The 20,854-nt window shown below is 40.2% G+C and carries 17 protein-coding genes and 1 tRNA gene; 9 read left to right on the top strand and 9 right to left on the bottom strand.

Annotation, left to right across the window (positions count from 1 at the left end; translation table 11 throughout):
- The first annotated feature begins 58 nt into the window (after nucleotides 1-58).
- Together G498_RS0103870 and G498_RS0103865 are read left to right on the top strand one after the other, a co-directional pair.
- The gene (locus G498_RS0103870; protein ID WP_026979951.1) at nucleotides 59-1,063 is read left to right on the top strand and encodes a DUF3667 domain-containing protein; all 1,005 of its coding nucleotides are present in this window, start codon (nucleotides 59-61) and stop codon (nucleotides 1,061-1,063) included.
- A 66-nt stretch (nucleotides 1,064-1,129) separates the two neighbouring features.
- Entirely contained in the window at nucleotides 1,130-2,161 is a 1,032-nt protein-coding gene (locus G498_RS0103865; protein WP_026979950.1) for a M28 family metallopeptidase, read from the top strand.
- Nucleotides 2,162-2,218: 57 nt separating this feature from the next.
- On the opposite strand, the gene G498_RS0103860 is transcribed toward G498_RS0103865, so the two are convergent.
- The 7 genes from G498_RS0103860 to G498_RS0103830 all read right to left on the bottom strand — a co-directional run bounded on the left by G498_RS0103860 (nucleotide 2,219) and on the right by G498_RS0103830 (nucleotide 5,910).
- Entirely contained in the window at nucleotides 2,219-2,548 is a 330-nt protein-coding gene (locus tag G498_RS0103860; RefSeq protein ID WP_026979949.1) for a YegP family protein, read from the bottom strand.
- A 186-nt stretch (nucleotides 2,549-2,734) separates the two neighbouring features.
- A complete protein-coding gene (locus G498_RS0103855) occupies nucleotides 2,735-2,935 on the bottom strand; it encodes a hypothetical protein (RefSeq protein ID WP_026979948.1) in 201 nt (66 codons plus the stop codon).
- A complete protein-coding gene (locus tag G498_RS0103850; RefSeq protein WP_026979947.1) occupies nucleotides 2,925-3,335 on the bottom strand; it encodes a carboxymuconolactone decarboxylase family protein in 411 nt (136 codons plus the stop codon). Before G498_RS0103850 ends, G498_RS0103855 begins: the two co-directional genes overlap by 11 nt.
- A gap of 200 nt (nucleotides 3,336-3,535) precedes the next feature.
- Nucleotides 3,536-3,611: transfer RNA gene (locus tag G498_RS0103845), tRNA-His, on the bottom strand.
- 88 nt (nucleotides 3,612-3,699) lie between these two features.
- Nucleotides 3,700-4,416: a bacillithiol biosynthesis deacetylase BshB1 gene (gene bshB1, locus G498_RS0103840; RefSeq protein WP_026979946.1), complete on the bottom strand. Its 717-nt coding sequence runs from the start codon at nucleotides 4,414-4,416 to the stop codon at nucleotides 3,700-3,702.
- Between the two features lies 1 nt (nucleotide 4,417).
- On the bottom strand, nucleotides 4,418-5,482 hold the full coding sequence (locus G498_RS0103835) for an isochorismate synthase (protein WP_026979945.1): 1,065 nt from the start codon (nucleotides 5,480-5,482) through the stop codon (nucleotides 4,418-4,420).
- Nucleotides 5,483-5,484: 2 nt separating this feature from the next.
- Nucleotides 5,485-5,910, bottom strand: coding sequence for a PaaI family thioesterase (locus G498_RS0103830; RefSeq protein WP_026979944.1), 426 nt, complete (start codon nucleotides 5,908-5,910; stop codon nucleotides 5,485-5,487).
- Nucleotides 5,911-6,053: 143 nt separating this feature from the next.
- On the opposite strand from G498_RS0103830, the gene G498_RS0103825 reads away from it, so the two are divergent.
- The 3 genes from G498_RS0103825 to purL all read left to right on the top strand — a co-directional run bounded on the left by G498_RS0103825 (nucleotide 6,054) and on the right by purL (nucleotide 12,139).
- Nucleotides 6,054-7,631, top strand: a complete 1,578-nt coding sequence (locus G498_RS0103825; protein ID WP_026979943.1) for a hypothetical protein — start codon at nucleotides 6,054-6,056, stop codon at nucleotides 7,629-7,631.
- Nucleotides 7,632-7,649: 18 nt separating this feature from the next.
- Complete coding sequence (locus G498_RS0103820) at nucleotides 7,650-8,300, top strand: DUF1579 domain-containing protein (protein ID WP_026979942.1); 651 nt, start codon at nucleotides 7,650-7,652, stop codon at nucleotides 8,298-8,300.
- Nucleotides 8,301-8,470: 170 nt separating this feature from the next.
- On the top strand, nucleotides 8,471-12,139 hold the full coding sequence (purL, locus tag G498_RS0103815) for a phosphoribosylformylglycinamidine synthase (RefSeq protein WP_026979941.1): 3,669 nt from the start codon (nucleotides 8,471-8,473) through the stop codon (nucleotides 12,137-12,139).
- 52 nt (nucleotides 12,140-12,191) lie between these two features.
- On the opposite strand, the gene G498_RS0103810 is transcribed toward purL, so the two are convergent.
- Nucleotides 12,192-12,764 (bottom strand): dual specificity protein phosphatase family protein, encoded by a 573-nt coding sequence (locus tag G498_RS0103810; protein ID WP_026979940.1) that lies wholly within the window; start codon nucleotides 12,762-12,764, stop codon nucleotides 12,192-12,194.
- 1 nt (nucleotide 12,765) lies between these two features.
- Nucleotides 12,766-14,691, bottom strand: a complete 1,926-nt coding sequence (locus G498_RS0103805; RefSeq protein WP_026979939.1) for an LTA synthase family protein — start codon at nucleotides 14,689-14,691, stop codon at nucleotides 12,766-12,768.
- Between the two features lie 136 nt (nucleotides 14,692-14,827).
- On the opposite strand from G498_RS0103805, the gene G498_RS0103800 reads away from it, so the two are divergent.
- The 4 genes from G498_RS0103800 (at nucleotide 14,828) to G498_RS0103785 (ending at nucleotide 20,837) form a co-directional block, all read left to right on the top strand.
- Nucleotides 14,828-16,606, top strand: a complete 1,779-nt coding sequence (locus G498_RS0103800; protein WP_026979938.1) for an AMP-dependent synthetase/ligase — start codon at nucleotides 14,828-14,830, stop codon at nucleotides 16,604-16,606.
- Between the two features lie 113 nt (nucleotides 16,607-16,719).
- On the top strand, nucleotides 16,720-17,172 hold the full coding sequence (locus G498_RS0103795) for a MarR family winged helix-turn-helix transcriptional regulator (protein WP_026979937.1): 453 nt from the start codon (nucleotides 16,720-16,722) through the stop codon (nucleotides 17,170-17,172).
- An 88-nt stretch (nucleotides 17,173-17,260) separates the two neighbouring features.
- Complete coding sequence (locus G498_RS0103790) at nucleotides 17,261-19,651, top strand: 3-hydroxyacyl-CoA dehydrogenase/enoyl-CoA hydratase family protein (RefSeq protein ID WP_026979936.1); 2,391 nt, start codon at nucleotides 17,261-17,263, stop codon at nucleotides 19,649-19,651.
- Between the two features lie 4 nt (nucleotides 19,652-19,655).
- Nucleotides 19,656-20,837 (top strand): acetyl-CoA C-acyltransferase, encoded by a 1,182-nt coding sequence (locus G498_RS0103785; protein ID WP_026979935.1) that lies wholly within the window; start codon nucleotides 19,656-19,658, stop codon nucleotides 20,835-20,837.
- The last annotated feature ends 17 nt before the right edge of the window (nucleotides 20,838-20,854 follow it).

Genomic DNA, 20,854 nt, shown 5'->3' with positions numbered 1-20,854 from the left:
GCTGTTTTGTAAATAAAATAATATATTTTGTAATTTTAAGTCGCTGAAAATAAAGTATATGAGCAAAAATACAATCCGGGAAGACAAAACCTGTTTAAACTGCGGTACTTTTGTGGAAGACCGCTTCTGCCCGCAATGTGGTCAGGAAAATACCGAAACCCGAAAATCGTTTCACTATCTTTTCACCCATTTTGTGGAGGATTTGGTACATTACGACAGCGGGTTCTGGAAAACCATGAAATACCTGCTCTTCTACCCTGCCAAACTTACCAGAGAATACCTGTCCGGAAGGAGAAAAGCCTTTATGGTTCCGGTAAAACTCTACATCTTCATAAGTTTCATTACTTTTTTTCTGGCCGGATTCTTTTTTGATCCTCACACCATTGGAAAAGAGGATTCATCCTTTACAGTAAGTCAAGCCAAAAACAAAGACAACATTAAAACCTGGATCAATAATGACACGATAGAAAAAAAGAAAATCACGGTAGAAGAAAAATACGGCTGGTACGGCAATTACAAAAACGTTCGTCAATTGGATTCCATAGAAAATTCGCTTCCGGCTGCTAAAAAAATGAGCAAAACCCAATACTGGATTACCCGGAGAATGGTTTCCATAGCCGAAAACAATACCCCAAAAGAAGCCTTTGTAAAAGCCCTGCAGTCGTTCAAGCAGAATTTATCAAAAGTATTGTTTCTCTACATGCCGGTTTTCACTTTCTGGTTATGGCTTTTTCACGAAAAAAAACGTTGGTATTACTTCGATCACGGGATTTTCACGCTGCATTACTTTTCCTTTTTGCTTTTAACCAGCAGTTTGTTCATCATCCTGGAATGGCTGTTAAGCTTTTCAGATTTCATTCTGTTTGTCATCTTAAAAATTGCATTGGGCATTACCTTTTTCGTTTGGCCGATAATCTATTTTTTTAAAGCGCACAAGAGAATGTATGGTGAAACGGCTTTTGTTTCCTTTTTAAAATGTTCGCTGATGTTCTGGATCAATTTTATGCTGGTTATCCTGTTTTTGAGTTTATACAGTGTTTATAGTTTTATCAGCGTAAAATAAATCGGAGCCGGACTGAAACAAAATCGTTATTTTTACTACTAATACGTAAATCAAAAACTGTTCCTTATGAAAAGAATACTGTTGAGTTGCGCAACACTACTGCTTTTTGTCAGTTGCACATCGCAAAAAAGTACTGCCGTTGCCGATAAACCCACTGCAAGTATTGATAATTATATTACTGCTGTTGAGGAAAATAATCTTAAAACCAACCTTTATGTAATCGCTTCCGATGAAATGCAGGGCCGAAACACCGGAGAACCGGGACAGAAAAAAGCAGGCGAGTACATCATCAGCCAATACAAAAAATTAGGTATTCCTTTTCCGAAAGGCGCTGACAGTTACTACCAGAAAGTGCCGTCTGATTTCATGAAAAGAGGTTTCAGTCCTAAATTAAACGATTCTGAAAACATCTGGGCTTATATCGAAGGTTCTGAAAAACCGGACGAAGTTTTGGTTATTTCCGCGCATTATGATCATGTGGGAATGAAAAACGGGGAAATTTACAATGGTGCCGATGACGACGGCTCCGGAACGGTTGCGGTTATGGAAATCGCTAAAGCCTTTATGAAAGCCAAAAAAGAAGGTAACGGACCAAAGCGTTCCATTCTGTTTCTTCATGTTACGGGCGAAGAACACGGTTTGCATGGTTCGAGATATTATTCTGAAAATCCTTTATTTCCGATTAAGAACACCATTGCAGATATTAACATCGATATGATTGGCCGTCGTGACAACCTGAATCCTAACGACAACAATTATATTTATGTAATTGGTTCCGACCGATTAAGTTCGGAATTGCACACAATTAACGAAACGGTGAACAACAAATACACTAAACTCCGTTTAGATTATAAATACAACGACCGAAATGATCCTGAACAGATTTATTATCGTTCCGACCATTATAACTTTGCTAAAAAAGGAATTCCGGCCATTTTCTTCTTTAATGGTATCCATGACGATTACCACAAACCTACCGACGAAGTGGAAAAAATCGAGTTTGATTTGTTAACCAAAAGAGCACGTCTTGCTTTCGCACTGGCATGGGAATTAGCTAACCGGGACAAGCGAATTGTAGTTGACCGCGACGGAAAATAAACCTGTAAAAAAAAGCTCTCATTTCTGAGAGCTTTTTCATTTGTCTTTCGATACTTCCTATAAATTTTCTTTTACATCAGCATCCGGAGCATTTTTCTTAACCGATTCGATTCCGTTTTCACGGGCGGCAACCGATTCGTACATTTCGCTGTTTCCGATGATTTGTCCGTTGGTTGCTTTTAAATTGAAATAGGGTTTTCCGTTTTTCGATTCCAAGCGGTCAAAACGGGCATCGTCCTGTGAATTTTTTCTAACCGATTCGATTCCGTTTTCGCAGGCTGCTTTGGTCGTATAGCCTTCACTCGCTAAAATTACCTGTCCGTTTCCTGCTTTTAAAACAAACTGAAATTCACCATTTGCTCTTTTTGTAATTAAGAATGATCCCATGAATTTAATTTTTATTGATTAATACTGTTTCAAAATGATTTTTACTAAAATAGTAAGATTATTCTATTAATCCAATAAAAAATAAAAAGAGTTTGGTTTATGAAAGCCGAAGAAATGAAAAGAAGTCTATACTTAAAAATCTGATAAACATTTCAGATAAAAAAAGCGAGAATCTGATACGCATTTTTATTTTGATTCTCGCCCTGATAACTTAAGTGTAGCTTTGTCATAATTTGAAACAACTTGTTTTAACTGACTTACGGCTTCTTCCGTAAGCCTGCCTTTTGCTCCTTCTGCCACCCAACGCGCTGACGAAATTAAAGTTGCCAGTTCGTAGCCGCTAAGTGTAATGTGAAAAACCAGATTATTTTTTTTCTCAATGTGCATGTTGCGCCATATTTTCTTTTACATAATTGCCTATCTGTTTTAGTTCGCCTGCAAACTCGTCATAATCCGCTTGCATTCCGTTAAGATAGGCACTCCAGCCAAGCGACATTTTTGCATAATGCACTGCTTCCTGTATTTCTGCATCTGTTGCTCCAAAAAGTTTTGCGGTTTCTTTATGGAACAAAGTGCAATATCTACACTTGGTTTCCGAATGTAATGCAATACCCATTAACTCTTTATATTTATTGGGTATGAGAGTTTCTCCCAATTGAAGACTTTTGAATAATTCCCATTCAAAATCTAAGTACTCCTCAGGTATGCCCTTCATAAACCCCGGGATGATGCCTAAATGTTCTATAATTTCGGCTTCTACTTCTTTACGATTTCTTGCTATTGCCATTTTTCGTTTATTTTAAAAGGTTATCTAATAATCTGGCTTCTGCTAAATATTCATACCCCAAAATTACAAAAAAACGAACGAAAAACAGATTTTAATTAACTGATTTACAGATAATTACAATTAAAAAACAATAAATAAAAACGCAATTAGTACAAAACGAAGCAAAACAAAAAAAGCTCCGAGTTTCCTCGAAGCTTTCAGGGTGAATGAGGGGTCTCGAACCCCCGACCTTCGGAACCACAATCCGACGCTCTAACCAACTGAGCTACAATCACCATTTTATCTTTAAAACCGGGCCGTGACCCAGTTTGCGAGTGCAAATATAGCGCATTTCTTAGCTTTCACAAATATTTTTTTAAAAAAATTACATCAAATCTCCTAAACTATTGACAGCCACATATCTTTCTACCGTAAATCCTTCGCCAAAATCGGTTCCTATTAAACGGCCCAAGTCCTGTGAGCGGTAATGCAGGCTGTCTAAAAAGTTTTTGGTGGCAATCGGCGTTATGGGTTCGGAGGAATTCGGCTCATAAAATTGTGACGAATATGCCATAATGGCTTCGACTTTTTTATCTACAAATCCGGTTACATCCACCACAAAATCCGGTTCGATGTTTTTCCATTGGATGTAATGGTACACCAATTTCGGACGCCAGGCTTCCTGTTTCACGCTGTCCAATTCGGTTTCAATACGGCGCAATCCGGAAAGAAAACAGGCATCGGAAACCAATTTGCTTCCTTTTCCGTGGTCGATATGACGATCGTCTATGGCATTACACAACACGATTTCAGGGCGATATTTTCGGATCATTTTTATGATTTCCAGCTGATGTTTTTCGTCATTCACAAAAAAACCGTCGCGGAATCTGAGGTTTTCGCGAACTGACACACCTAAAATTTCAGCAGCCGCAGCCGCTTCTTTATCCCTGATTTCTGCCGAACCACGCGTTCCTAATTCCCCACGGGTCAAATCTACAATTCCGATTTTCTTTCCCAGCGAAATTTCTTTAGCTATGGTGGCGCCGCAGCCTAATTCCACATCATCCGGATGCGCTCCGAAAGCAAGTATATCTAATTTCATATTAATTCAGTATTTTTTTCATAGTCATGGATTTGTTGACAGTTTCCAGAAATTCTTTTTCCGGCACACTGTCTTCGGTAATGCCGCAACCGATAAATAAGTTCGCTTTTCGGTTTTCTATTTTCATACAGCGCAAATTCACGTAAATATCGGAATAATCGCTTTTGCCGGTTACAAAATTAATGTTGAATTCGCCTAAAAAACCCGCATAAAATTCCCGGTCGTATCCTTCATTCTTAAGAATAAAATCTTTGGCTGCCGCTTTTGGATAACCACAAACAGCCGGTGTCGGATGCAAAATTTTCAGTACGGATTTCAAATCGGCTTTGTCGTTGAGTTTTGCGGAAATATCCGTTTTGATGTGCAGCAAACTACCCGCCTGAACGGTGTAAGGACTCGACACCACTTCTTCCGAAACATAATTTTTCAGATTCTCCAATATGAAATCGGTAACAAATTGCTGCTCTTTCAGCTCCTTGCTTTTCCAGACTACGTTCTCTTTTCCTTTATCGACCTTGGTACCGGCTAACGCCACGGTTTGCATCTCAAAATCTCTTACTTTCAGCAATTGTTCCGGGGTTGCGCCCATCCACATCCCCACTTTAGGATGAAAAAAACAATATTTGAAGGCAGACGGATACGAATTAAGCATTCGGGTGAAAATTGTTTCCATATCAAAATGCTCTAAATCAACCGTTTCTTTTCTCGAAAGCACCACTTTCTGAAAATGCCCGGTTTTAATATCGTCTATCCCCTCTTGAACCAATTGTTCGAAATCTGATTTTACTTGGGCTTCAACTTCATAAAAAAAATTCGGTTTAGGTATTTCTTTTTCGAGTTGAAACATTTCGATAATAATCTGCTGGTGTTCTTCGGGAAAAAGAATGTAGTCATCTCCGTCAAACGGGGCAAAAACAAAGCCTTTTTCGCGGAAATTTTCCACAAAATACAAATGGTCATTTTGCTGAAACAATCCGGTTACATAGCGCTTTCCGGGTTTGGAAAACAGCACAAACGGAAGATTTTGCTCCAGATGGGTTTTCAGTTTTAGGAATAAATCGGTCATGTTTATCTCTTTCTCGATAATACCATATTGGTGAGTTTACAAAGCGAAATCAGTCTGTCTTCTTCATCCGTAATCCGGATTTCCCAAAGATGGATGCTTGCTCCTTTATGAATGATTTTAGCGGTGCCGTAAACGATGCCTTCTCTTTTACTTTTCAGGTGATTGGCGGAAATTTCAATACCCCTAACCTCTTGTTTTTCAGGATTTACAAACATTAATGACGCGGCACTGCCAACACTTTCGGCTAAAGCTACCGTTGCGCCGCCGTGCAGTAAACCCATCGGCTGGTGAACTCTCGGATTCACAGGCATTCTGGCCTTTAACATGCCTTCTTCGGCATCGATATATTCTATTTCAAGGGTTCCCATCAGGGTATTTTTAGACCAGTTGTTACACAGTGCTAATACTTTTTCTTTATCAAAAGACATACAAATTATTTTATTAGGTAAAATTAAGAAATGTATTGTCAGAAATTATGCTGTTAAACAAACTAATTTATTTAAAAAAACGTTAATTTAGTGCGCTGGGAAGACGAAACCCAAACATATTTTCACAAAAGCAAACCAAACTTATGCGTCATTATATTTCCTTTCTCCTGATTGTACTTACCACAACGTTGATTTCTTGTCGTCAGGATTTTGAATTCGAAGACAGTACCGGAAATTTGGAATTTTCCAAAGAAACTGTTTATCTCGATACTGTTTTTACCAATATCGGTTCGAGTACTTACACCCTGAAAGTTTACAACAGAAGTAATAAAGACATCAAAATCCCTAAAATCCAATTGGGACAAGGCAACAATTCCAAATACCGCATTACGGTGGACGGAATGATGGGCCAAGACAATGACGGAAACGGTTTAGGCGACGGAAAAATTTTCGACAACGTAGAATTACTGGCCAAAGACAGCATGTACATTTTCATCGAAACCACGATTGATTATGCCGAATTTGCCAATCCAGAAGCGCAATATTTGTATACCGACGAAATTCAGTTTTTCAACATAAGCGGTGCGCCGCAAACGGTTGATTTGATTACTTTGGTTAAAGACGCTTACTTCTTATTTCCTAAACGTGACAGTAATGGATCTTATGAAAACATTCCGATTGGCGACGATGAAATTTACGGTTTCTATTTAGACCATGCCGATCCAAACAACGGAGACGAGTACCATTGGACCAACGACAAACCTTATGTAATTTATGGTTATGCAGCAGTTCCGACAGGAGAGACTTTGACAATCGACCCCGGGGCTAAAATTCATTTTCATGCTAATTCCGGATTGATTGTCGGAAACGGAGCCACTATAAGTGCTATTGGTGCGCTTTCCACTTATGACACGGACGGTACCATTTTAGTCGATAACGAAATTACTTTTGAAAGCGACCGTCTTGAGCCTGATTTCTCCGATATCGCCGGTCAATGGGGCACCATTTGGATGAGTGAAGGAAGCACAGGAAATTTCGACCATAACACTATAAAAAATGCTACGGTTGGCTTGTTGATTGAACACAATGCAGGAACTATCAATATCGATAATACGCAAATTTATAATTGTACCAACTACGGTATTTTAGCTAAAACAGGAACCATTAACGGTCAGAATATTGTAATTAACAACTGTGGTCAGGCTGGTTTAGCTTGCTCATTAGGAGGAGATTACAATTTCACACATTGTACGTTTGCGAATTATTGGCCGAGACCCAACCAGACGCCGGTATATATCGACAACGGTACTACTGATTTTCCGGTAAATCTTACCGCAGCAAATTTTACCAATTGCATCATTTACGGCAGCAGCAGTTACGGAATCTCCTTAAAAAAACTCAATAACTCTGGTATTACCTTTAATTATAATTTCAGAAATTGTCTGATCAAATTTTTCGATTTCGGACAGTTCCAGAACAATCCATTATATCCGATAGCCAATACCGCTGATTATCCGGGTTGCATCATTGCTAAAACTTCCATGACAAACAAACCGGACTTTTTAAATCCGCAAAACAATAAATTACAGATTGGCGAAGATTCTGCCGCAAAAGGAACCGCAGACCCGGCAACAGCAGCAGGAACTAAAGATATTTTAGGCAATGACAGAACTGCAACTTCCTGGGACATGGGCGCTTATAATTTTATTATCTTTGAATAAACCAAAAATCAATAAATTATGAACAAAACAATTCTTACTCTGGCAATTGCTTCGTTAAGTTTAGTTGCCTGTAAAAAAGACGGAGAAAAGGCAGATTCTCAGTCTGCTGTTGATTCAACCGCTGTAAAAACAGAAGACACTGCGGCTGCAGTTATGCCGGATTCAGCAACCATCAACAAAGCCTGGATGGATTATGCAACGCCGGGAGAAGCCCACAAAATGATGATGGCAGAAAACGGAATCTGGAACGGTGAAATGACCATGTGGATGCATGCTGGTGCCGAACCAATGAAACAAACTGTATCTGCCGAATACAAAACCGTAATGGGAGGCCGTTATCAGGAAGGAATTCACAAAGGAAATTTTATGGGAGCGCCTTTTGAAGGAAAAAGTACCTTGGCGTACGACAATGCAACACAGGAATACACTTCCACCTGGATTGATAACATGGGAACCGGAATCATGATTATGAAAGGAAAATACGATCCGGCAACGAAACAATTCCGCATGGAAGGAGATTGTGTTGACCCGGTTACCAAAAAGACAAAAAAAATGAGAGAAGTGGTTACCGTTGTTGACGACAACACCCGCAAAATGGAAATGTTCGATACCGGATACGACGGAAAAGAATTCAAAAACATGGAAATTATCTCAACCAGAAAGAAATAATTTTCTGAACAAATCCTACAAAAAGCACAGGTTAAATCTTGTGCTTTTTTTATGATTATACACTTTGTTAACTGACTTTTTTAGAATAAATTTGCACTTTCAAAACAACAACACACACCCGAGGCACGCCGAATTGTTTGGAGCGCAGCGGAATAAAAACAACCACAACAATGATTCATTTCTTCGGAAACCAAACGAACACTGTTTTTGCAGTTCAATCGCAAAACGAATTATCGACTGAAGACATCAACAAATTAAACTGGCTTTTTGGCAACGCCCATAAAATAGAGAAATCCGCACTGTCGGATTTTTTTGTTGGTCCCCGTGCCGCCATGGTTACCCCTTGGAGTACCAATGCCGTTGAAATTACTCAGAATATGGGAATTTCCGGAATCATCCGAATTGAGGAATTTGAAAAATCCACTGCCGATTTCACGGCTTTCGACCCGATGATTTCCCAGAAATACGCCGAATTAAATCAGGACATTTTCACCATTAACATCAAACCGGAACCCATTCTGGAAATTGAAAATATCGCTGCCTATAACAAACAGGAAGGTTTAGCTTTAAGTGACGAAGAAGTAGATTATTTAAATAATCTGGCTGTTAAAATCGGAAGAAAATTAACCGATTCTGAAGTTTTTGCTTTCTCACAAGCGAATTCGGAACACTGCCGTCACAAAATTTTCAACGGAACTTTTGTTGTGGATGGTGAAGAAAAACCGACTTCGTTATTCAAATTAATCAAGAAAACATCCGAGACAAATCCTAACGATATTGTTTCGGCTTATAAAGACAACGTTGCTTTCATCAAAGGACCAAAAGTGACGCAATTTGCACCAAAAAGTGCGGACAAACCGGATTTTTACGAAGAAAAAGAATTCGATTCAGTTCTTTCGTTAAAAGCAGAAACACACAACTTCCCTACTACGGTGGAACCTTTTAGTGGTGCTGCAACCGGTTCAGGAGGAGAAATTCGTGACCGTTTAGCCGGTGGACAAGGTTCATTACCATTAGCTGGAACTGCAGTTTACATGACTTCTTACTCAAGATTAGAAGAAAACAGAACTTGGGAAGAAGCCATGAACGAAAGACCGTGGTTGTACCAAACGCCAATGGACATTTTAATCAAAGCGTCCAACGGAGCTTCGGATTTCGGTAACAAATTCGGTCAACCGCTTATTACAGGTTCAATTCTAACTTTCGAGCATGAAGAGAACAACCGCAAAATCGGTTACGACAAAGTAATCATGCAAGCGGGTGGAATCGGATACGGAAAATTAGATCAGGCCATTAAAAAGAAACCACAGGAAGGCGATAAAATCGTAATCTTAGGTGGTGAAAATTACAGAATCGGAATGGGTGGTGCTGCGGTTTCTTCTGCAGACACAGGAGCTTTCGGTTCAGGAATCGAATTGAATGCCATTCAGCGTTCGAATCCGGAAATGCAAAAACGTGCTGCCAATGCCATTCGCGGTTTGGTGGAAAGCGATAACAACCCGATCGTTTCGATTCACGATCACGGGGCTGGTGGTCACTTGAACTGTCTTTCGGAATTAGTGGAAGATACAGGAGGTCTAATCGATTTGGATAAATTACCGGTGGGCGACCCTACACTTTCCGCTAAAGAAATCATCGGAAACGAATCTCAGGAACGAATGGGATTGGTAATCGGTGAAAAAGACATCGATATTTTACAGAAAATTGCAGACCGTGAGCGTTCGCCAATGTACCAAGTTGGTGATGTAACTGCGGATCACCGTTTTACGTTTGAATCGAAAACAACTGGTGCAAAACCAATGGATTACGCTTTGGAAGATTTCTTCGGAAGTTCGCCAAAAACCATCATGACCGACAAAACGGTTGCGGTAAATTATGCAGATTTAAACTATTCAACAGAAAATATTCCAACCTATTTAAACCAAGTACTTCAATTAGAAGCGGTTGCGTGTAAAGACTGGTTAACCAACAAAGTAGACCGTTGTGTGGGCGGACGCGTAGCCAAACAACAATGTGCCGGCCCCTTACAATTACCCTTGAACAACGTTGGGGTTATGGCGCTGGATTTCAAAGGAAAAGAAGGAATTGCCACAACTATCGGCCACTCGCCTGTTTCGGCTTTGGTGGATCCGGTGGCAGGTTCCAGAAATTCAATCGGAGAAGCATTATCCAACATCGTTTGGGCACCGTTAAAAGACGGTTTGAAATCGGTTTCTTTATCCGCTAACTGGATGTGGGCCTGTAAAAATGAAGGCGAAGACGCAAGATTATACGAAGCCGTAAAAGGCTGTTCGGATTTTGCTATCGAATTGGGCATCAATATCCCAACCGGAAAGGATTCGCTTTCCATGAAACAGAAATATCCGAATGACGAAGTAATCGCACCGGGAACGGTTATTATTTCAGCAGCCGGAAACTGTTCCAACATTACTAAGGTGGTGGAACCTGTTTTGAAACGAAACGGCGGAAACATCTACTATATCAATTTATCGCAGGATAACTTCAAATTGGGCGGTTCTTCCTTTGCTCAGATTTTAAACAAAATCGGTTCGGAAGTGCCAACGATAAAAAATGCGGAGTATTTCAAAAAAGCGTTCAACATTTTACAGGATTTGATTAAAGAACGTAAAATTAAAGCCGGGCACGACATCGGAAGTGGTGGTTTGATTACTACTTTATTAGAAATGTGTTTTGCAGATGTGAATTTAGGCGCTTCGTTTGATTTGACTTCCTTAGGCGAAAAAGACACCGTAAAAGCTTTATTCAACGAAAACATTGGAGTAGTTTTCCAGGCGGATGCTGAAGTGAAAGCGGTTTTTGCCCAAAACAATATCGAAATTTTCAACATCGGCTCTGTAGTGGAAGGCGATGTGGTAACGTTCATCAATAATGACGATGCGTTCACGTTAAGTGTTTCTAAATTAAGAGATACCTGGTTCAAAACATCTTTCCTTTTAGATTCCAAACAATCGAAAAACGGAACGGCAAAAGAACGTTACGACAACTATAAAAACCAACCTTTAACCTATACTTTCCCTTCCCATTTTGACGGAAAAGCACCGGTTATCGACAATTCCAAACCAAGACCGAAAGCGGCCATCATCCGTGAAAAAGGAAGTAATTCCGAGCGCGAAATGGCAAATGCTATGTACTTAGCAGGATTTGATGTAAAAGACGTTCACATGACGGATTTGATTTCCGGTCGTGAAACATTGGAAGATATTCAGTTCATCGGCGCAGTTGGCGGTTTCTCGAATTCAGACGTTTTAGGTTCGGCTAAAGGTTGGGCCGGAGCGTTCTTGTACAACGAAAAGGCAAAAACTGCCTTGGAGAATTTCTTCAAACGTGAAGATACGTTATCGGTAGGAATCTGTAACGGTTGCCAGTTGTTTATGGAATTGGAACTGATCAATCCAGAGCATGAAGTTCACGGAAAAATGCTGCACAACAATTCGCATAAACACGAAAGCGGTTTTACATCGGTTACCATTCAGAAAAACAACTCGGTGATGCTTTCTTCTTTGGAAGGGGCAACTCTAGGAGTTTGGATTTCGCATGGGGAAGGTAAATTCAACTTACCGTATGCCGAAGACCAATACAATATTGTTGGGAAATACGGCTACGAAAGTTATCCGGCCAATCCGAACGGCTCTGCCTTCAATACAGCTATGATGTGTGACAAAACCGGTCGTCACTTAGTTACGATGCCGCATATCGAACGTTCAACTTTCCCTTGGAATTGGGCGCATTACCCGGATAACGGTCACAAAGACGAAGTAACGCCTTGGCACGAAGCATTTGTGAATGCCCGCAAATGGATTGAAGCGAGGAATAAATAATGACTTAACACCATAAAAAAAGCACTCTAAACGGAGTGCTTTTTTATTTGATTTATTTAATAGAATCTTTTCTCGGTTTATAATTATGAAGATAATCGCCTTTTGGTTTTCCTAAATCAAACGAACTCCATTTGGTTAGGAAACGGGTACTGGTTCGGGCTTCATCTCTGTCCATGTTTTCATACTCAATCCGGTATAATGCTGAATACATTTCCGCTCTCCCAACGCCGTGATAACAGTGAATCAAAACCGGATAATTGTCGGGATTGTCCATGATTTTAAAGAACGAATCAAGATTTTCCTGTTTTGGTACCTGATCGGAACCGTTATTAAAATAATTAACCCCCGGAATTTTGGCAATGGCTTCTTTTTCGGCGGTTAACTCGGCAGGAATTTCAGGATTGTTCACTAAATCTCCTGTTCCGGGGAAACGCAAATCGACTATACTTTTAATATTGTATTTCTTTACGTATTCTTCGATTTCATCCGGCGGAATGACTCCACTTTTATATACTTTCCCTTCAGTAATGGTTTCAAAATTGTGATTGATGTGCATATCATACACATATTTGGCTCCAAATGCAGCACCCACAACTAAAGCCAATAGTAAAATTTTCTTTTTCATATTATTTTGAATAATACAGTTTCTGATCTATAATCCGTTCGAAATAATCCTGAATAAAAGCTTTACAAGCCTCACCCGTTTCAATCATTTCCTTGTTTTTCTTTCCGATTAGGTTATGCTCCAGCCCTTTATCATTACTATCATAAAATCCGGTAATGTTTTTTCCGTCGAAAGTACAAATATAGCTGCCTCGCTGAAACTGATACTGATTTGCGTTAAAATTTACCACATAAGGCAGTGTTTTTTTATCTCCTACCAAACTTCTTCCCCAGCTTCGGAAAGGCTTATTGTAACCAATCATATCCAAAACAGTCGGATAGATGTCGATTTGCTGGGCTAAATCTTTAACTTCTCCTTTCAAACTGCCATCGGGTTTGTAAAACAGAATCGGTACCGCCTGACGATTGATGATTTTATTGTATTCATCATAAGCCGTTAAGTTACTGTGATCGGCCGTAATAATGAAAATGGTATTTTTAAACCACGGCTCTTTTTTGGCGGCTTCGAAAAATTTCCTAAACGCGTAATCCGTGTAGCCTACACATTGATGCATGGCATTGGTTCCCTTTGGAAACTTCCCTTCGTATTGTTTCGGAACCACATAAGGTTCGTGAGAAGAAACCGTGAAAATTGTCCCGAAAAAAGGCTTTTGCTTTTTATCCAGCGTTTGTTTCATGAACTGCATAAACGGCTCGTCCCAGATTCCCCAGGAACCGTCGTGGTCTGCGTCGTTATTGTATTCGGTTTTGCCGTAATAATGGTCAAATCCTAAAATATTTGAAAATCCCAAGAATCCCATTGAACCGTTTGGTGCGCCATGAAAAAAGGACGTATCATATCCCATTTCTTTAAGCGTCGAAACCAAAGACTGTATTTTTTGTTTCGGATACGGCGAAGACGTAAAAGCGTCTTTAAACGACGGAATTCCCGCCAAAACAGACGACATTCCGTGAATTGACTTACTTCCGTTGGCAAAAGCGTTTGAATAAATCAGACTTTCATTGGCCAAAGAATCCAAAAACGGAGTATAACTTACGAAATCTTTAATTGCTGTCCCTTTGTTGAACGCACCCCAATATTCACGACCGTAACTTTCCGTAATAAAAAGCACAATGTTTGGCTTGGTCTGCGGATTGTTATTGTATTGTTTAATCGGATGAAAATTAGCTTCCACAACACTTTTATCAACCAGATTCACTTTCTTAAAACTGGTTTTCCCGATGGTTCGGATGATGGAAAACGGTGTATTCAGTACGATGTCTGCATGCTGTGCTTTTTTTACATGGCGATTGGCGTCAATCATGTTTAACGGGCGGGTACTTTTCTTAAAATCACCGCGAATTCCGCCAACTGCCATAGTCGCAATGACAATTACGCCTAATAAGGAAGTTGAAAAATAGGCTAAATGCTTTTCAGGTTGTTTGTATTCCACCCTTACTTTCTTGTAGAGATAAATCCACAGAGCGGACAAGGCAAAGAAAAGCAGGTACACATGCCAGTAACTTATCATAAAACGGAAAAACATGTTTCCTTTATTGGTCTCGTGCTCCAAAACATCAAATACGGCTATCGTTGTTCTCGAATAGATATACTTATAATAAATGAAGTCTATGAAATTCGTTGCATACGCTAATAAGTTGCAAATGAAGTACACGTAAAACAAAAAACGCTGGTAACCCCGCTTGGAATTATGCCAGAAAGGCAGTATGGAAAGTAAAATAAAAAGTCCGTTCGCATACAAAATTGCAGTGGTATCAAAAGCCATCCCGTGGTATTGCAACCATAAAAAATCGGTTACGGAATCAACTTTTAAGAGCTTATAGTTATAGGCGAAAAACAGCAATCTTGCCAGAAAGTAGAAAAAATAAACTAAAAAGAGTCTATAAAGCAGCGCTTTATATTCTTCCGTACGAAAAAATTTATTCATGTTAATTTAATGGAAATCAGTAAAATTACGTAGCCAAAAATACAAAATAACTCTGCCTTTTTTCACGCATTATTAAAACTTTAAGCAAAATTTATTATTTTTTTTATAATTTGCATCAGCTAAAAACCTCATAATTATGATTAACGTTACCCGCCTTTTTGATTTTCCATACTATCAGCTGGAAAAATACAATCTTTCCGATGCATTAGTTACCAAATACGACGGAAAATGGGTTAAAACATCAACTAAAGAATACATAGATAAAGCCAACGCTGTTTCCAGAGGCTTACTTCGTTTGGGAGTTCAGAAACATGATAAAATAGCCATTATTTCATCGAACAACCGAACCGAATGGAACATTACAGACATAGGTGCCTTACAAACCGGAGCGCAAACCGTTCCGATCTATCCGACCATTTCAGCTGAAGATTACGAATATATCTTAAACCATTCCGAATCCAAATATTGCTTTATTTCCGATCAGGATGTTTTCGACAAAATAAGTTCGGTAAAAAACAGAGTGGCTTCTCTCATTGAAATCTATTCCTTTAACGATATTCCGGGTTGTAAAAGCTGGAAAGAAATTCTGGAATTGGGAGAAGACGAAAGCAACCAGAGCGAAGTTGAAGCACGAAAAGACAGCATCGTTACCACAGATTTAGCAACAATAATCTACACCTCAGGAACAACCGGAAGACCAAAAGGCGTAATGCTTACCCATCAGAACATTGTTTCCAACGTTTTGATGAGTGCGCCCCGCGTTCCGTTACGAGCAGGCGACACCAGAGGCTTGAGCTTCTTACCGGTTTGCCACATCTTCGAACGAATGATTTTGTATTTGTACCAATATTATGGCATCTCCATCTATTTTGCGGAAAGCATCGAAAAAATGAGCGACAACTTAAAAGAAGTGAAACCTCATGTAATGACTGCCGTTCCGCGTTTATTGGAAAAAGTTTATGATAAAATCTACGCCAAAGGAACCGATTTAACCGGAATAAAGAAAAAATTATTCTTCTGGGCCATCGAACTTGGCTTAAAATACGAACCATACGGAGCTAACGGCTGGTGGTACGAATTCCAGCTGAAAATCGCCCGCAAACTGATTTTCTCCAAATGGCAGGAAGGGTTGGGCGGCCAATTAGAACTGATGGTTTCCGGAAGTGCCGCTTTACAGCCAAGATTAACCAGAGTGTTTGCCGCAGCCGGAATACCTATTATGGAAGGTTATGGTTTAACGGAAACATCTCCGGTAATTGCCGTAAACGATCAGCGCAACCGCGGATTCAAAATCGGAACTGTAGGTAAAGTACTGGAAGGTGTTGAAGTAAAAATAGCCGAAGACGGTGAAATCTTGTGCAAAGGACCAAACGTGATGATTGGTTATTACAAAGATCAGGAAAAAACAGACGAAGCTTTGCAAAACGGTTATTTCCACACTGGCGACATCGGAGAAATTGACAGCGAAGGCTTCCTGAAAATCACAGACCGCAAAAAAGAAATGTTCAAAACATCCGGCGGAAAATATGTTGCACCACAGATTCTGGAAAACACATTTAAACAATCCCGTTTCATCGAACAGATTATGGTAATTGGCGACGGTGAAAAAATGCCGGCTGCTTTTGTACAACCCAATTTTGATTTCGTGAAAGAATGGGCCAAAATTAAAGGCATCAACATCGGAACGACAGAAGCCGAAATTTCAGCACATCCGGAAGTAAAACAACGAATTGAAGAAGAAATAGAAGAATTGAACAAAAGATTCGGAAAATGGGAACAGGTTAAAAAGATAGAACTTACTCCGGATATCTGGTCTATCGATGCCGGTCACCTGACTCCGACTATGAAACTGAAACGAAAAATCATAAAAGAAAAATATCAGTATCTTTACGATAAAATTTATAATAATGCCTAAAAATCAAGCAACTCCTCTTAATTGAGGAGTTTTTTTTTAATTAACATAAAAATAATTTAAATTTATTATGCATGCATAGTATTTTTTTGTATATTTGAAATCACGAAAAGTTTATGAAAGATAAAACCATAGATTACGTTTTAAGAGCCACTTGGCAGGCCGTAGCCAGAATGTACAACGAAGAAGCTACGAAATATGGCGCAACAATGGCCACAGGATTTGCTTTGCTGAGCATCGACCGGGAGAAAGGAACACCTTCCACCGCTATCAGTCAGCGAATGGGAATGGAAGCCACAAGCTTAACCCGAACCCTAAAATCGATGGAAGAAAAAGGTCTGATTATCCGGAAGAAAAATCCGGTTGACGGTCGGGGCGTTTTAATACATCTAACCAAATTGGGGAAAGAAAAACGGGAATTGTCTAAATCGACGGTATTGAAATTCAACGAAACAGTTAGGCAGCATGTTTCGGAAGAACAGTTAAATCATTTCATGGAGGTTGCGGAAATCATCAATGAACTGATTGTAGACAAAAGCATTTTCGGAGACGAGAATCCGGACAAATAAAACGAACAAATTAAAAATAGAAGTATACAATTAAAATGAACGAGGCAACGAGTTCCATTTTGACCATTAAAAACACTATTAACAACAAATGAAACGACTAATTAAAAAAGTAGCAGTAATCGGTTCGGGAATTATGGGTTCAGGGATTGCCTGCCATTTCGCGAATATCGGTGTGGAAGTTTTGCTTCTGGACATCGTACCGCGCGAGTTAACCGAAGCTGAACAGAAAAAAGGTCTTACACTAGACAGTAAGGCTGTGCGTAACAGATTGGTAAACGATCATTTAGCAAATGCTTTAAAATCAAAACCCTCTCCTATTTACGATCAGAAATTCTCCAGCCGGATTACCACGGGAAACACCACCGACGATTTAGAAAAAATCAAAGACTGCGACTGGATTATCGAAGTAGTTGTTGAACGTTTAGACATCAAAAAAGCGGTTTTCGAACAGATTGAAAAATACAGAAAACCGGGCACTTTAATCACTTCCAACACATCCGGTATTCCGATTCATTTTATGAGCGAAGGAAGAAGCGAAGATTTCCAGAAACACTTCTGCGGAACGCACTTCTTTAACCCGGCGCGTTACTTAAAATTATTCGAAATCATTCCTGGACCGCAAACATCGAAAGAAGTATTGGATTTCCTAAATGAATACGGGGAGAAATTCTTAGGAAAAACTTCGGTAGTTGCCAAAGATACGCCTGCTTTCATCGGAAACCGAATCGGAATCTTCGGCATCATGAGTTTGTTCCACTTGGTAAAAGACATGGGCTTAACCATTGAAGAAGTCGATAAATTAACCGGACCGGTAATCGGAAGACCAAAATCTGCTACGTTCAGAACAGTTGACGTAGTTGGATTAGATACTTTAGTTCACGTTGCCAACGGCTTATACGAAAACTGTCCGAACGACGAAGCGCACGACCTGTTCAAACTTCCGGATTTCATCAATACGATGATGACCAACAATTGGTTAGGAAGCAAAACCGGACAAGGTTTCTACAAAAAAGTAGACAAAGACATCTTATCGTTAGATTTAGATACTTTAGAATACAGAGCTTCCAAAAAAGCCTCATTTGCTACTTTGGAAATGACCAAAACGATCGACAAACCGATCGACCGTTTCAAAGTATTGGTAAAAGGAACCGACAAAGCAGGTGAATTCTACAGAAAAAATTTCTCGGCGATGTTCGCTTACGTTTCCAACCGCGTTCCTGAAATCACCGACGATTTTTACAAAATTGACGACGCCATGAAAGCCGGTTTCGGATGGGAAAACGGTCCGTTCGAAATCTGGGATGCCATCGGCGTGGAAAAAGGAATCGAATTAATGAAAGCGGAAGGCCTTGCTCCCGCTGCCTGGGTTACTGAAATGATTGCTTCAGGTAACACTTCTTTCTACACTGTAATAGAAGGCACTACACATTATTACAATATTGCTTCAAAAGCTCAGGTTAAAATTCCGGGACAAGATGCGTTCATTATCTTAAACAACATCCGCGAAACCAAAAAAGTATGGAGCAACAGTGAAGCTATCGTTCAGGATTTGGGCGACGGAATCTTAAACCTGGAATTCCAATCGAAAATGAATTCTATTGGTGGTGGCGTAATTCAGGGAATCAACAAAGCTATTGATTTAGCCGAAAAAGACTTCCGCGGATTAGTAATCGGAAACCAAGCACCGAATTTCTCTGTTGGAGCTAACCTGGCCATGATTTTCATGATGGCCGTAGAACAGGAATACGATGAATTGAACTTAGCTATTAAAATGTTCCAGGACACGATGATGAAAGTTCGTTATTCCGGAATCCCTGTAATTGCAGCGCCTCACGGCATGACATTAGGTGGCGGTTGTGAATTGACTATGCACGCAGACAGAGCCGTAGCCGCTGCTGAAACCTATATTGGTTTAGTAGAATTCGGTGTGGGTGTAATTCCTGGCGGTGGTGGTTCTAAAGAAATGGCGTTAAGAGCTTCCGATACGTTCCGTAAAAACGATGTGGAACTGAACGTTTTACAAGAATATTTCCTAACTGTTGGTATGGCTAAAGTGGCAACTTCTGCTTACGAAGGTTTTGACATTGGCGTACTACAAAAAGGAAAAGACATCGTTGTGGTAAACAAAGACCGTCAAATTGCCGAAGCCAAAAAACACGCCATTTTAATGGCGGAAGCAGGTTATACACAACCGGTTAAACGCAAGGACATCAAAGTTTTAGGAAAACAGGCTTTAGGAATGTTCTTGGTAGGAACCGATCAGATGGTGGCCGGACAGTACATTTCGGAACACGATCAGAAAATTGCCAACAAATTAGCCTATGTAATGGCCGGTGGTGATTTATCCGAACCAACTTTAGTAAGCGAACAATACTTATTGGATTTGGAAAGAGAAGCCTTCTTATCCCTTTGTACCGAAAGAAAAACTTTGGAAAGAATCCAGTTCATGTTAACCAAAGGAAAACCTTTAAGAAACTAAAACAATGAAAACAGCATATATAGTTAAAGCATACCGAACCGCAGTGGGTAAAGCCCCAAAAGGCGTGTTCCGTTTTAAAAGACCGGACGAATTAGCAGCCGAAACCATCGAATACCTGATGAACGAACTGCCAAATTTCGACAAAACCCGAATCGACGACGTAATGGTTGGAAACGCCATGCCGGAAGCCGAACAAGGCTTAAACGTAGGTCGTTTGATTTCTTTAATGGGACTGAAAATTGACGATGTTCCGGGCGTTACCGTAAACCGTTACTGTGCCTCAGGACTGGAAACAATCGGAATGGCGACAGCTAAAATCCAGGCCGGAATGGCACATTGCATCATCGCCGGTGGAGCGGAAAGCATGAGTTATATCCCGATGGGCGGTTACAAACCAACTCCGGATTATAAAGCGGCCGCAGCAGGTCACGAGGATTATTACTGGGGAATGGGCTTAACAGCCGAAGCGGTTGCCAAACAATTCAACGTTTCCCGTGAAGATCAGGATGAGTTTGCCTACAATTCCCACGTGAAAGCTTTGAAAGCTCAGGCGGAAGGTAAATTCGACAAACAAATCGTTCCGATTACCGTTGAGCACACATTCATCAACGAAAACGGCAAAAAAGAAACCAAATCCTATACCGTAACCAAAGACGAAGGCCCAAGAGCAGATACCAACGTTGCAGCTTTAAATAAACTTCGCCCGGTATTCGCAGCGGATGGTTCCGTAACTGCCGGTAACTCCTCTCAAATGAGTGACGGTGCGGCATTCGTAATGGTAATGTCGGAAGAAATGGTAAAAGAATTAAATCTGGAGCCCATTGCCCGTCTGGTAAACTTCGCTTCGGCCGGAGTGGAACCGAGAATTATGGGAATCGGACCGGTTAAAGCAATTCCGAAAGCCGTAAAACAAGCCGGTTTACAACTGAAAGACATCGAATTAATCGAATTGAATGAGGCTTTTGCATCGCAATCGTTAGCTGTAATTCGTGAATTGGGATTGAACCCTGATATCATAAACGTAAACGGAGGTGCTATTGCATTGGGTCACCCGCTGGGCTGTACCGGAGCAAAACTTTCCGTGCAGTTATTCGACGAAATGAAACGTCGCGGCAGCAAATACGGAATGGTTACCATGTGTGTGGGAACCGGACAGGGAACCGCAGGAATCTATGAATTACTATAATTAAGTCAGTCAAAGAA

Origin of the sequence: Flavobacterium suncheonense GH29-5 = DSM 17707 (assembly GCF_000430025.1) — a bacterium.
GTDB classification, from domain to species: domain Bacteria; phylum Bacteroidota; class Bacteroidia; order Flavobacteriales; family Flavobacteriaceae; genus Flavobacterium; species Flavobacterium suncheonense.
This window is presented reverse-complemented; position numbering and strand designations above follow the sequence as displayed.